Genomic DNA, 13,081 nt, shown 5'->3' on the forward strand with positions numbered 1-13,081 from the left:
GTCAGATGTTCTCGTCCGGGAGGGTGAGGATCTCGTTGCCGTCCTCGGTGATGACGATGGTGTGCTCGAACTGGGCGGTGAACTTCCGGTCCTTGTTCTGGACGGTCCAGCCGTCATCCCAGATCTCGTAGTCGAGGGAACCCAGGTTGATCATCGGTTCAATGGTCAGGGTCATGCCGGGGACGAGGATATCGCGGTACTGGGTGTTGTCGTAGTGCAACACGATCAGGCCGTTGTGGAAGGTCGGGCCGATACCGTGGCCGGTGAAGTCGCGGACCACGTTGTAGCCGAAGCGCTTGGCGTAGGATTCGATGACGCGTCCGATGATGTTGATCTCACGTCCCGGCTTGGCGGCGCGGATGCTGCGCATCAGTGCCTCCTCGGTGCGCTCGACCAGCAGGCGGTGCTCCTCGGAGACATTCCCGGACAGGAACGTGGCGTTGCAGTCACCGTGGACACCGTGTTTGTAGGCGGTGACATCGATGTTGACGATATCGCCGTCCTGGATGACGGTTGTGTCCGGGATGCCGTGGCACACGATCTCATTGAGGGAGACACACACGGATTTGGTGAAGCCCCGGTACCCCAGGTCCGAGGGGTAGGCGCCGTTGTCGCACATGTACTCATGGGCGATGCGGTCGATCTCATCGGTGGTCACACCCGGTGCCACAGCGGCACCGGCGACCTTGAGTGCGTTGGCTGCGATGCGGGAGGTCTCGCGCATCGCCTCGATGACCTCGGGGGTCTGCACATAGGGCTCACCGATGGCTTCCTGCACCTCGTCCTTCCACACATATTCAGGACGTTCAATGTGGGCGGGGACCTTCCTGATGGGGGTTGGTTCTCCGGGGACAAGCGGTGCGCGCAGTGTAGACATGGTCACCATGCTAGTACCCCACCCTCAGGGGAGCCGAACCGGTAGTGGCGAGGCTTCCCACATCCGCGGGCATCACTCCTGTGCGGTGGTGGTCGGCTGCCGTTCAGTCCGCATCTCATCGAGCCGGATGAAGAACCGGTCGGTGATGGCGGTGGCGGTTTCCGATCCCCCACCGAGTACCACCAGGGTGGCAAAGGCGATGTCGTCCTCGCGGTATCCCGTCAACCAGGAGTGGGACCCCTCGTTGATCTCGGCCTCACCGGTCTTCGCGTAGATCTGGCCACCGGTCTGTTGCATACCGCGTGCGGTACCACCGTTGACCACGGAGGCCATCATGGACTGCAGCTGGGAGATCGCGGCCGGATCAGGAGCCGGTGGCTGCTCGCTGGCGGTGGTCTCGTGCCCGGAGATGAGCACCGGGGTCGGGGTCCGTCCCGCCGCAGCGGTCGCGGCCACCAGTGCCATGCCGAACGGGCTGGCCAGGTCGAGTCCCTGACCGTAACCGGCCTCGGTGCGGTCGAGGGCGGTCTCCCCTTCGGGGACACTGCCGGTGATGGTGTCCAACCCAGGGATCTGGTAATCGATCCCCAGGCCGAACTGTTTGCCCACGTCCTGCAACTCCCCCGGCGCGAGGCGGGTGGACAGGTCGGCGAAGGTGGTGTTGCACGAGGAGGCGAACGCCCGGTCGAGGGACGTGGTGCCGAGGGAGAAACCGTTGTAGTTGGTCACGACGCGCCCGAGGATGTTCATGGTTCCGGGACACGGTACCGGCGTGCCCGGTGTCATCCCCTCGTTCTGGATGCCGGCGGCCGCGGTGATGATCTTGAACGTGGAGCCGGGTGGGAACATACCCATCAGCGCGATGTTGCCGTCCTTATCCGCCTCCCTGGTCTGGGCAACGGCGAGAATCTCACCGCTGGAGGGGCGCACAGCCACCAGCATGGCCTGCATCTCCTGCCGCATGTCCACCGCCTCCTGCGCGGCGCGCTGCACATCGTGGTCGAGGCTGATGCGCACACTGGGTGCCAGCTCAGGGGCATGGTAAACAACATCATCGATGACCGCGCCGTTGGCGGTGACGATGGAGACCCGCCAGCCGTTGGAACCATCGAGCTCCTCATCGACGATCCGCGCCACACGGGAGACGATGTCAGGGGCGAAGGACGGGTCGGTTGAGACCATGGCGGCCTCATCGTTGAAGACGATCCCCGGCACCCCGGCCAGTTCCTGCTCCATCTCCCGGCCCAGTGTCTCATCGACGGTGGCCAGGGAATAGGGGGTGTCCCCCAGTTGGGAGACCACCTCCTCGGCGTCGATGCGCGGGACCCGGGGGTCACGGGCGTGGGACTGCTCTAGTGAGGTGGCGACCCTCTTCACGGCTGCGGCGGCATCGGAGGATTCGGCAGGGTCCACCAGGATGCGGTAGGTGGTGCCCGGTTGCAGGACGGGAACACCGTCGGAGGAGATGACGCTGGCGCGCTGGGCGTTGACGGCGCGCAGTTCCAGATGCTGGTTGGCGCCCAGCTGCGGATGGACCAGTGACGGTTGCCAGCGCACGGTCCACTCGTCGCCCATCTTGGTCAGGGTCATCGACGCGTCATAGGTGAGCTCGCGTTCCCGGGGAAGTTTCCAGGTGACGGTGTAGGTGGCGGTGGCGATCGCCTCACGCGACTGGACGTCACCGAGGGTCAGTTCCACATCCTCGGCCTGCAGTCCCGCATAGGTGGTCTGCATCGTGGTGGCGGCCAGGTCGGCCTGGTCCGTGATCCCGGTGAAGGCCTCATAGTCCTGGTTGTCCCAGGCCTCCAGGAAATCCGCGGCGACCGGGTCGGCGGTGTCCGGGCGTGGGGTGCAGGCGATGAGACCTCCTGATGCCATGACCGTCGTCATGACTGCTGCCACCACGGATCTGCGCCACGCCTTCTTCATGCGTGAAGATTAACAAAGCTCCCCGCCTGCTTCCGCCTCCCACACCGTGGGTGTTTTCAGATCATCCCCCGCAGGCCACCCGCATGAAAAACCGGCCGTTGATCACACGAGGTGATCGACGGCCGGGAAGGAAAGAAGGTCTAGCGGGTGACCTTGACCTCGGCCTTCATGCCGGAGGCCTCGGCGGCCGCCAGGACCTCAGGGTCCATGGTTTCGGCGATGCGCATGGCCTCCTCGATGAGGGTCTGGACAATCTGGGATTCGGGCACGGTCTTGATGATCTCGCCCTTGACGAAGATCTGACCCTTACCGTTGCCGGAAGCGACACCCAGGTCGGCGTCACGGGCCTCACCGGGGCCATTGACGACGCAACCCATGACCGCCACGCGCAGGGGGACCTCAAGTCCGTCGAGGCCCTCGGTGACCTCCTCTGCCAGCTTGTACACATCAACCTGGGCACGACCACAGGATGGGCAGGAGACGATCTCCAGCTTGCGGGGACGCAGGTTCAGCGACTGCAGGATCTGATCGCCGACCTTGATCTCCTCGACCGGATCAGCAGACAGGGACACGCGGATGGTGTCACCGATGCCCTGGGAGAGCAGTGCACCGAAGGCCACAGACGACTTGATGGTTCCCATGAACTTCGGGCCGGCCTCGGTCACACCGAGGTGCAGCGGGTAATCGCACTTCTCCGCCAGCTGGCGGTAGGCCTCGACCATGAGGACCGGATCGGAGTGCTTCACCGAGATCGCGATGTCACCGTAGCCGTGCTCCTCGAAGAGGCTGGCCTCCCACAGCGCGGATTCCACGAGGGCCTCCGGGGTGGCCTTGCCGTTGTACTTGTCCAGGATGCGCTTATCCAGGGAACCACCGTTGACACCGATACGGATCGGGATACCGGCATCACCTGCGGCCTGGGCGACCTCCTTGACGCGACCATCGAACTCCTTGATGTTGCCCGGGTTCACACGGACGGCGGCACAGCCTGCGTCGATGGCGGAGAAGATGTACTTGGGCTGGAAGTGGATGTCGGCGATCACCGGGATCGGGGACTTCTTCGCGATGATGGGCAGCGCCTCGGCATCGATGGGCATCGGGCACGCCACGCGCACGATGTCACAGCCACTGGCGGTCAGCTGGGCGATCTGCTGCAGGGTGGCGTTGATGTCGTGGGTCTTGGTGGTGGTCATCGACTGCACCGAGATCGGATGATCGGATCCGACACCGACCGATCCGACCATCAGCTGGCGGGTTTTACGTCGCGGAGCCAGAACTGGTGGTGGGGTTGGGGGTAGACCGAGACCGATTGGCATAGACACGTTAGATGCTCCTTGGTGCGGCAGAGTCAGAACCGGTGGGGTTCCCCGGCTGCCGTGAAACGTTCCGGGTTGAAGTCAGTTATGTCAGGAAAGTCTATCACTGCAGGCGGATTCAGCAGAGACGGCAATTGCCGGGCCCTGTTGTCACCGACGCCCTAACCGAACAACCTGATCGGGTTGACCACATCGGCGATGATGACGGTCGCACCGACGGACATCAACAGGGCCGCCATGCCCACGGTGATCGGCATGAGCCTGGTGTAATCGGCCGGGCCACCCGGGGTCTTGCCGCGCAGTTTCCGGAAGAAGTCCCGGATGCGTTCGTAGAGCACCACCGCGATGTGCCCGCCATCCAGTGGGGGCAGCGGAACCAGGTTGAACAGGGCGAGGAAGAAGTTCAGGCTGGCCAGCATCATCATGAACATGTCCCACATGGACCGCTCAACCAGTTCGCCGCCGATGCGGGAGGCGCCGACCACGCTCATCGGGCCGTCGATCTCCCGCTCCGCACCGAAGATGGAGGCGACCACCCCGGGGATCTTGCCCGGGAAGGCCAGCAGACCGTCAAATGTGGCACTGATCATGTCGCCGGTGAAACGTGCAGTTGCTCCCACACCCTCCACGGGGCCGAATTTCTTGTACACATCGGTCGGCGGTTGGCTGGTCACACCGATGGCTCCGACGGCGACCTCCCGGCCACTCGCATCGAGGCGGGTGGCCTCCTCGACGATGACGGGGACGTCGATAAGCATCCCGTCGCGCTCGATGCTCAGGGTGACGGTCTCGCCCGGCAGCTGCTGAACGGTGTCACGGACCTCCTCGAAGGAGGCGACCTCACGGTCACCCACGGCGAGGATCCGGTCCCCGACACGCACGCCCGCATCCCCGGCCGGTCCGGTGCCGACACAGTCCGACAGGGTTGTGGCATCAATCTGGCGGTCGGGTACACACTGCACGGAACCCACCGTGGCCGTGAAATCGGCGTCCGGATTCGGGATGCCGGAGGTGACCGCGACGCCGTAGAGCACGACGAACCCGACGAGGATGTTCATCACCACACCGCCGGAGAGCACGATGATGCGCTGCCACCACGGCTTGTTGTACATCGCGCGGTGGTGTTCGTCCGGTGCCAGCTCATCCTGCGCGGTCATGCCCGCGATGTCACAGAAACCACCGACGGGGACGGCCTTGAGGCCGTAGACCGTCTCACCGCGGCGCACGGTGAACACGCTCGGTCCGAAGCCGATGAAGAACCGGCGGACCTTCATCCCGAAGGCCCGGGCGGTGATGTAGTGGCCCCACTCGTGAAGCGCGATTGTTACTGCGATGCCGAGGAAGAACAGCACCACACCGACGAGATAGGCTGCCACGCGGTGGAGCTCCTTAACTGACTACTGGTGTTACCGAGACATGATCTTATCGGGCCAACCGGTCAATGAGCTGATTCGCCCGCGTGCGGGCCTCGGATTCGGTGGCCAGAATGTCTTCGATATTTGACGATACACCAGCAAACCCGGAAGCCCCCTGGAGTATTTCCGACACCACATCCACGATCTGCGGGAAACGGATCCGGCCGGCGAGGAAGGCGGCCGCGGCCTCCTCGTTGGCGGCGTTGTACACCGCGGGGAAGGTGCCCTTCTGCTGTGCGACGTCCCGCGCCAACTGCACGGCCGGGAACGCGGCGTCGTCGACAGGCTCGAAGGTCCACGTATGGGCCTGGGTGAAATCGAGCGCAGGCTGGGCCCCGGGGACCCGGTGGGGCCAGTTCATCGCCAGGGAGATCGGCAGCTTCATCGACGGCGGGGATGCCTGGGCGATGGTGCAGCCGTCCTTGAAGGTGATCATCGAGTGGATGATCGACTGGGGATGCACCGTGACATCGATGAGATCGGCGTCGGTGTCAAAGAGCAGGGTCGCCTCGATGAGCTCCAGGCCCTTGTTGATCAGGGTGGCGGAATTGAGGGTGTTCATCTGCCCCATGGACCAGGTGGGGTGTGCCGCCGCCTGCTCCGGGGTGACCTCCCACATCTGCTCGCGGGTCCAGCCACGGAACGGCCCACCGGAGGCGGTCAGCACGATGCGTGCAACCTCCCCCTCGGCGCCACTGCGCAGGCACTGTGCCATCGCGGAATGCTCGGAATCCACCGGGATGATCTGCCCGGGACGCGCCTGAGACATCACGAAATCACCACCGGCCACCAGTGATTCCTTGTTGGCCAGCGCCAGATGGGCACCGGAGCGCAGCGTGGCCAGTGTGGCCCCCAGCCCCATGGAACCGACGAGCGCATTGAGTACGGTATCGGCCGGGTCGGAGACCTGGACGGATTCCACCAGTGTGCGTGCAGCGTCGGGACCGTCGATGACCGTTCCACCGAGAGCCTCACCCACCTCGGCGGCAGCCCGCTCCCCTGCCACCGCGACCTGGTGTGGCCGGAGGTTGAAGGCCCGGGCCTGCTCGATGACCAGGCCGGGGTTGGACCCGCCCGCGGCGATACCCACGAGGGTGAACAGATCGGGGTTGTCAGCTATAACCTCCAACGCCTGGGTTCCGATGGATCCGGTGCTGCCGAGGATGAGAATCTTTGTAGTCACAGGGACCATTGTTGCACCCTCCCCGGGGTTTGGTGGATTCCAGGGCTGGGCACGGCACAGGGTGCGCGGTGAGGGGTGGGGACGCGGTATGAACGTGGTGGGGACCCGGCTGATTTGGCTGATCGGGGTGCCCGGGTACACCCGTTTGGGGCAATACTAAGGATGGGGTTCTGGAAAAACCCAGCAGGCGAACCCCATTCCGCCAGCTCAGCGCGACAGGGAGCGACATGCACCACAGTGGTTTTTTAGCGTCGCCAGGGGAAATGTGAGAACATGAACGGAAGTAAACCAAGTTCTGTAGGTGCGCGCCGATCTCCATCAGCGGTGTGCGAATGAAGGAGTATGACGTGGCTGGTTCCTCCCACAAGATTGAGCCCGAGATCTACAACGGTGTCTCCACCCTTGATGAGCCGTCGGCAGCATGGGGCTGGCATGACATCGGACGCAACGCAATCCAGATTTCCGGCTGGATCTCTGTGCTGTTCCTGCTCGGTTTCAACTTCGGTAACCACCAGGGTCACGTCGAGACGATCTGGCTGCTTGTCCTCGCCGCACTGATCGCCATCGGCCTGCTGATCCACCTGTTCGAGCCCAAGCTCTCCCAGGTCCGCACCCTCACCGCCCGCAACAAGCCACTCGGCCATGTGGAGCCTGACTGGAACTACGACCAGTCCACCCTGTCCGGCACCTGGGGTGAGCTGACCGACAACCAGCTGCGTTCGGTCAACATCGATCCTGAGCGTGTCCGCCAGCTGCGTCTGGAGGAGAAGAAGTAGGGGTTTCCTCCTTCTCTCCTGGGAGTCCGAATACTGTTCGGGCTCCTTTTTTCATGCCTTCTTCCCCCTCTGATATGCGGGATCATACCGGGAGTGTTCCGGAAGTGAGCATATCTCCCCACACATAGTGGGCACTCCCCCGCGGTCGATGGCTCACAGGAACACCCCCTCATGACGGAGCTATCCTTCCCCGGCGTGCGCTGGGGAAAGAAACTGCTCCGCCCACTCGAACCGGTCAGGTCGACAGACCTGCCCCCAGACCGGTCCCGCCGACCGGCTTGTCCCCCGGCCGAGTCCACACACCCCGGTTAGCCCACGTAGCTTTTGACCTTATCGAAGATCTCCGGCATCCGGTCCTCCACCCGTCGGGTACAGATCCGGATCATCAGGGTGTAGAGGGCGAACGGAATCACCAGGGCCAGGACCTGACCCAACACCACCGCCCAGGTCACACCGCCGGCATAGCCATAGATGGTGAGCGCGATGGCGGGCAGGGAGGGGATCCACCCCAGCAGCAGTGTGGCAAACGCCGAGACGAAGGCCGCGCCCGAATACCCACTGCGATCACCCCAGGGGCTGGTGCCGGGTTTCGCGGTGGCGAAGGGATTGAAGGTGGTGGCAAACAGCGCGATGCCCGCGGTGGTGGCCAGGATTCCGAAGGTGATCACGATGATGAGCATGCTGAGATACAGGTTCCCGGCGATCACCAGGGTGAGGATCGCAAACAGCAGCACCCCGGCGGCCACGGGGGTCATCTGCGCCAGGTGACGGCCCAGCAGCAGGGAACGAGCCGGGGCACCGGAAACCATGTTTACCCAGGTGGAGGGCCCGTCATAACCGAAATCGTTGGTGGCGATGGCCCCACCGAACACCGCCAGGATGACCAGTCCCGCGTAGATCATGAAGGTGTCGATGGTGTAGGCCTGCACCAGGAAGATGATGCCCAGCATCGGGAAGATGATCAGGGAGGCCAGGAGTCTGGAATCGCGGACCAGGTACAACAGGGACCGGAAGTAGACCGCCCAGAAGGGTGTGCTCGGCAGTGCGGCCGGGATGAGGACCCGGGCCGTGGGGTCTGCCTCCTTATGCGTCTTGGTCGGAGATCCGGTTCCCCCGTCGAGTGGCGCTGTCAACGCCCGGTTGATCAATGCCACCCACAACCGGACACCGAGTGCGAGGTAGAAGGCCGTGAGCATGAGAAGGATCCCAGCCATCAACCACTGCCCCGCTGCCGCGGCTTCGATGACGCCTGCAGTGGAGGCGAAGGGGGTCCACCGCACGATCTGTCCGAAGGCGTCCACATGGGCGGAGGCGCCCTGGGAGGTCATCAGCTGGTAGGCGATGATGACCACCATGAACCCGACGGAGGCGTACAGGCTCATGCGTTCCTTGCTCACCCTCGAGGATGAGGAGGAACCGAGGGAACTGATCAGCTCACCCAGCAGCAGTGTCATCACCAGGGCGCAGGCCAGCATCACCCACACCACGGGGATCATCGCCGGTGGGTAGAACAGGGAGGACACCACGGCGGTGGTCACGGTGCAGATCACCGCCAGGATGCCCCGTGACTGCATGAGAGTGGCCACGGCCATCGCCGGGAGGATATCCCGGGCGCGGATCGGTATGAGCGCGAAGGCTGCAGGGTGCAGCTGCCCCTCGCCAGAGGGCCACATGATGGCCGCGATGGTGTAGGCGATGGTTCCGGAGGCAACAATGCCGGCCAGGATGCCCATCGAGCCACCGGACAACCCCTCCCCCAGCATCAGCATGAAGCTGAACAGGCCGATGATTCCGTAGATGGACACCAGCGTGATCATGGTGATTGCGGCGTTGTTGCCGGACACCGTGCGTTTCCACATGGTGGCCTGGAGCCCCAGCAGTGTCCTGGTCACCGTCGCTTGTCCTCTCCGGGCTCATCCCGGCCACCGAGCCAGGACAATGATCCCTCCCCCAGTGCCGCACCACCGACCACATCCACGAACACGTCGGTCAGGGAACGCCCGCGCCGGATGTCATTGACATGCCCGGCAACCACCACGCGGCCCTGGTTGATGATGGCCACGTGATCACATAATCCCTCCACCAGTTCCATCACATGGGAGCTCAACACCACAGTGCCCCCGGCGGCGGTGAAGTTCCGCAAGATCTCCTGGATGAGTCTGCCGGATACGGGATCGACAGCCTCAAGTGGTTCATCGAGGATGAGCACCTCGGGATTGTGCAGCAATGCCTGGGCCAGCAGGATCTTCTTGGTCATGCCGGCCGAGTAGTCCACGATCCGCTTGGCCCCCGCATCGGCGAGGCCCAGTGCGTCGAGAAGCTCCATGCTGCGTTCCTGGACCACAGTTTCGTCCAGACCGCGGAGTGCACCCACGTAACTCAACAGCTCACGACCGGTGAGCCGGTCGAAGATGGGCAGACCGTCGGCAAGTAGTCCCATGGCACGCTTGGCGCGCAACGGGTCCTCCCACACGTTGGCCCCGGCGACCCACGCCGTACCTCGGGTGGGGCGCACCAAGCCGGTGGCCATGGACAACATCGTGGTCTTACCCGCGCCGTTGGGGCCGACGATACCGTAGAGAGCCCCCCGTGGAATGTCCAGGTTGATACTGTCCGCGGCGGGCTGGCCACCGTAGATCTTGGTGAGATCACGCACGGCCAGTGCCTGGAGGGTGGGGTCGGTCAGGCGTATTCCCTGAGTCGGATCGGTCATCGGCTCATCAGCTTTCCATGAAACAAAAATCGGGCGGGACTATCCTGTTCATGGATAGTCCCGCCCGAGATTACCAGCGTTACCCTATGGATGAATGCTGATAATGCCAATGATCAGCAGATGCAGGTTACTTCTCCTCCGCGGCAAGCTGACCACAGGCCGCCGCGATCTCCTGGCCCTTGGTGTCACGCACGGTACAGGGCACGCCCTGGGCGATGACACGACGGACGAACTCGTCCTGGCGTTCGCGTGGGGAGGCGTCCCACTTGGAACCCGGGGTCGGGTTCAGGGGGATGAGGTTGACGTGCACGCGGGAACCGAGCGCCTTGTGCAGCTTCTCACCCAGCATGTCGGCACGCCAGCCCTGGTCGTTGATGTCACGGATGAGCGCGTATTCGATGGAGACACGCCGGCCGGACTTGTCGGCGTAGTAGCGGGCGGCGTCGAGCACCTCGGCGACGGACCAGCGGTTATTGACCGGCACCAGCTCATCGCGCAGTTCATCGTCCGGGGTGTGCAGGGAGACAGCCAGGGTGACGGACATGTCCTCGTCGGCAAGCTTCCTGATCGCCGGCGCCAGGCCGACAGTGGACACGGTGACGCTGCGCTGGGAGATGCCGAAACCGTCCGGGGACGGCTGGGTGATCTGACGAACCGCGGAGACCACACGCTTGTAGTTGGCCAGTGGCTCACCCATGCCCATGAACACGATGTTGGACAAACGCCCACCCTCGGCATGCATGGTCGCGGCGGCGTTGCGGACCTGATCGACGATCTCACCGATGGACAGGTTGCGGTCAAGCCCGCCCTGACCGGTGGCACAGAACGGGCAGGCCATGCCACAACCGGCCTGCGAGGAGATGCACAGGGTGGCACGATCCGGGTAACGCATGAGCACAGATTCCAGGAGGGTGCCGTCATGGAGTTTCCAGAGGGTCTTCTGGGTGTTCTCATCATCGGCCTCCACGACGCGGAGGGGTTCCATCAGCGTCGGGAAGAGGGCCTCCTTGACCTTGGCGCGGGCGTCCTCGGGCAGGTCGGTCATGGTCATCGGGTCAGCTTCGAGCCGGCCGTAATAGTGGCGGGCGATCTGATTGAGTCGGAACTTGGGCAGGCCGAGCTCAGAAAGCGCCTCGATCCGTTGTTCATCGGAGAGGTCTGCGAAGTGAGCCGGTGGCATACCGCGCTTGGGGGCAGAAAATACCAGGGGTAAGGGTGTAGCCATAATATTCCCATTGTTGCACGTCGGGGACCCATCAGTCTAACTCCGGAGCCCGGGATCACCGGGGCGGCCCGGGTGTGACGCGCGCGGTCACCCGACGGGATGCTTGTCGACGCCCACCCCACTGTCCATCAGTTATGTATCAATAGCGTGGATAGGTGGCGGAATCCCGGGTTCGCGAGTTCAATGATGTTATGACCAAGGACCGATCACATCCCGACGATGTCCCGCACACCGACCCCCACACCGCCCCCTACGCCGGGGATATTCCGCCTGCCGGTGATGCTACCGCCTCGGTACCGGCGCTGCGGGGGGAGGATACCGACCCGGTTGACCATCCGGACAACCTGCACCAGGATCCCGCACCGGCATCCACACGCACCCTGGTCGGTGGAACCTGGGTCGCACTCGTGGTCGGGGCGCTGCTGCTGGTGGCCCTGCTCATCTTCATCCTGCAGAACCAGGCCCCCGTGGAGATGAACATCCTGACCTGGACCTTCGAGATCCCAGCGGGTGTCGCTTACCTGCTCAGTGCCATCACCGGTGCGTTGATCATGGCGATGGTCGGCGGGGTCCGCATGTTCGAGTACCGCCGCAAGATCAAGAAGATCCAGAAGGCACTGTCCTGATCGTCCCCTGAGAGTCACAGAAGGGGCCCGCGCCGGGGGTTGAACCACTACCCCGGGGCGGGCCCCCTTTGCTGTTTGAACCTACCTGTCACCCCGCGTAGGAGCTGCTCACCACGCTGAGGATCAGCCAGGTGACCATCGCCGAGGGCAGCATGCCGTCGAGACGGTCCATCAGCCCACCGTGTCCGGGTAGGAGGTTGGACATGTCCTTGATGCCGAGGTCGCGTTTGAACTGGGATTCCACCAGGTCGCCGAGGGTGGCGCAGATGACCAGGCAGATGCCCAGGATCACACCGAGCCACCAGTGGTGGTGCAGCAGGAAGTGCACCGCAAGCGCACCGGTGAGCGATCCCAGGAGGATGGAACCGGCGAAACCCTCCCAGGACTTCTTCGGGCTGACCGCCGGTGCCATCGGGTGGGCGCCGAAGAACACGCCCGCTGCATAACCACCCACGTCGGAACCCACCACGCACAACATGAAGGTGAGGATGAAGAAGGTTCCGGGGACGTTGTTGTTCTCCATCAGCGACAGCATCGCCGCGAAACTGCCGAACAGCGGGATCCAGGTGAGGACGAAGATGCCCACGGAGGTATCGCGCAGGTAGTTCCTGGCCTCCTTCTCCGGGCCGTTGTAGAAGATCCGGAAGAACATCAACACCAGAACGGTGGCCACATAGGAGGCCAGGATGCCGGAGGTCTCAAACGGCCAGGAGAACCACACCATGGCCTGCCCGCCGATGATCATGATGGGCATGGGCAGGTGGTAGCCGGACTCCTTCAGGCGGCCACCGACCTCCCAGGTGGCGACGGCCACGGCACCGGCGACCACGAGGTACCAGCCCCAGGGGCTGAGCACGATGCCCGCGATCACCAGGAGAGCGAGACCGACGCCCACGCCGATCGCGGCCTTGAGATCACGACCCGCACTATTTTTCGGTTTGGGCATCCGCACGGTCCGGTGATGGTGCTCCGGCTCACTCATGGGGTTCTCCTCGGGGGTTCAAACTGATGAAACGCAGAT

At 63.8% G+C, this 13,081-nt stretch carries 11 protein-coding genes; 2 read left to right on the plus strand and 9 right to left on the minus strand.

Annotated features, from left to right (window positions below):
* Position 1: 1 nt before the first annotated feature.
* The 5 genes from map to dxr all read right to left on the minus strand — a co-directional run bounded on the left by map (position 2) and on the right by dxr (position 6,729).
* Positions 2-877, minus strand: coding sequence for a type I methionyl aminopeptidase (gene map / locus H9627_RS00410; protein ID WP_191732058.1), 876 nt, complete (start codon positions 875-877; stop codon positions 2-4).
* 72 nt (positions 878-949) lie between these two features.
* A complete protein-coding gene (locus tag H9627_RS00415) occupies positions 950-2,806 on the minus strand; it encodes a penicillin-binding transpeptidase domain-containing protein (protein WP_191732059.1) in 1,857 nt (618 codons plus the stop codon).
* A gap of 140 nt (positions 2,807-2,946) precedes the next feature.
* Entirely contained in the window at positions 2,947-4,128 is a 1,182-nt protein-coding gene (gene ispG / locus H9627_RS00420) for a flavodoxin-dependent (E)-4-hydroxy-3-methylbut-2-enyl-diphosphate synthase (protein ID WP_191732060.1), read from the minus strand.
* Between the two features lie 155 nt (positions 4,129-4,283).
* Positions 4,284-5,498: a M50 family metallopeptidase gene (locus H9627_RS00425; protein WP_191732061.1), complete on the minus strand. Its 1,215-nt coding sequence runs from the start codon at positions 5,496-5,498 to the stop codon at positions 4,284-4,286.
* Positions 5,499-5,544: 46 nt separating this feature from the next.
* Complete coding sequence (dxr, locus tag H9627_RS00430) at positions 5,545-6,729, minus strand: 1-deoxy-D-xylulose-5-phosphate reductoisomerase (protein WP_191732062.1); 1,185 nt, start codon at positions 6,727-6,729, stop codon at positions 5,545-5,547.
* Positions 6,730-7,067: 338 nt separating this feature from the next.
* On the opposite strand from dxr, the gene H9627_RS00435 reads away from it, so the two are divergent.
* A complete protein-coding gene (locus H9627_RS00435) occupies positions 7,068-7,496 on the plus strand; it encodes a DUF2631 domain-containing protein (RefSeq protein WP_191732063.1) in 429 nt (142 codons plus the stop codon).
* 308 nt (positions 7,497-7,804) lie between these two features.
* Here H9627_RS00435 and H9627_RS00440 read toward each other — a convergent pair whose 3' ends face one another.
* The 3 genes from H9627_RS00440 to rlmN all read right to left on the minus strand — a co-directional run bounded on the left by H9627_RS00440 (position 7,805) and on the right by rlmN (position 11,434).
* On the minus strand, positions 7,805-9,388 hold the full coding sequence (locus H9627_RS00440; RefSeq protein WP_191732064.1) for a hypothetical protein: 1,584 nt from the start codon (positions 9,386-9,388) through the stop codon (positions 7,805-7,807).
* Entirely contained in the window at positions 9,385-10,209 is an 825-nt protein-coding gene (locus H9627_RS00445) for an ABC transporter ATP-binding protein (RefSeq protein ID WP_191732065.1), read from the minus strand. The genes H9627_RS00440 and H9627_RS00445 overlap by 4 nt, the downstream gene beginning before the upstream one ends.
* Before the next feature lie 127 nt (positions 10,210-10,336).
* Positions 10,337-11,434 (minus strand): 23S rRNA (adenine(2503)-C(2))-methyltransferase RlmN, encoded by a 1,098-nt coding sequence (gene rlmN, locus H9627_RS00450; RefSeq protein WP_191732066.1) that lies wholly within the window; start codon positions 11,432-11,434, stop codon positions 10,337-10,339.
* Positions 11,435-11,625: 191 nt separating this feature from the next.
* Here rlmN and H9627_RS00455 point away from each other — a divergent pair, with 191 nt between their 5' ends.
* Positions 11,626-12,060: a LapA family protein gene (locus H9627_RS00455; RefSeq protein ID WP_191732067.1), complete on the plus strand. Its 435-nt coding sequence runs from the start codon at positions 11,626-11,628 to the stop codon at positions 12,058-12,060.
* Positions 12,061-12,148: 88 nt separating this feature from the next.
* Here the strand turns inward: H9627_RS00455 and H9627_RS00460 are convergent, their stop codons facing one another.
* Positions 12,149-13,042: a phosphatidate cytidylyltransferase gene (locus H9627_RS00460; protein WP_191732068.1), complete on the minus strand. Its 894-nt coding sequence runs from the start codon at positions 13,040-13,042 to the stop codon at positions 12,149-12,151.
* Positions 13,043-13,081: the final 39 nt, after the last annotated feature.

The sequence above is a fragment of the Corynebacterium gallinarum genome, from assembly GCF_014837045.1.
Classification (GTDB): Bacteria; Actinomycetota; Actinomycetes; order Mycobacteriales; family Mycobacteriaceae; genus Corynebacterium; species Corynebacterium gallinarum.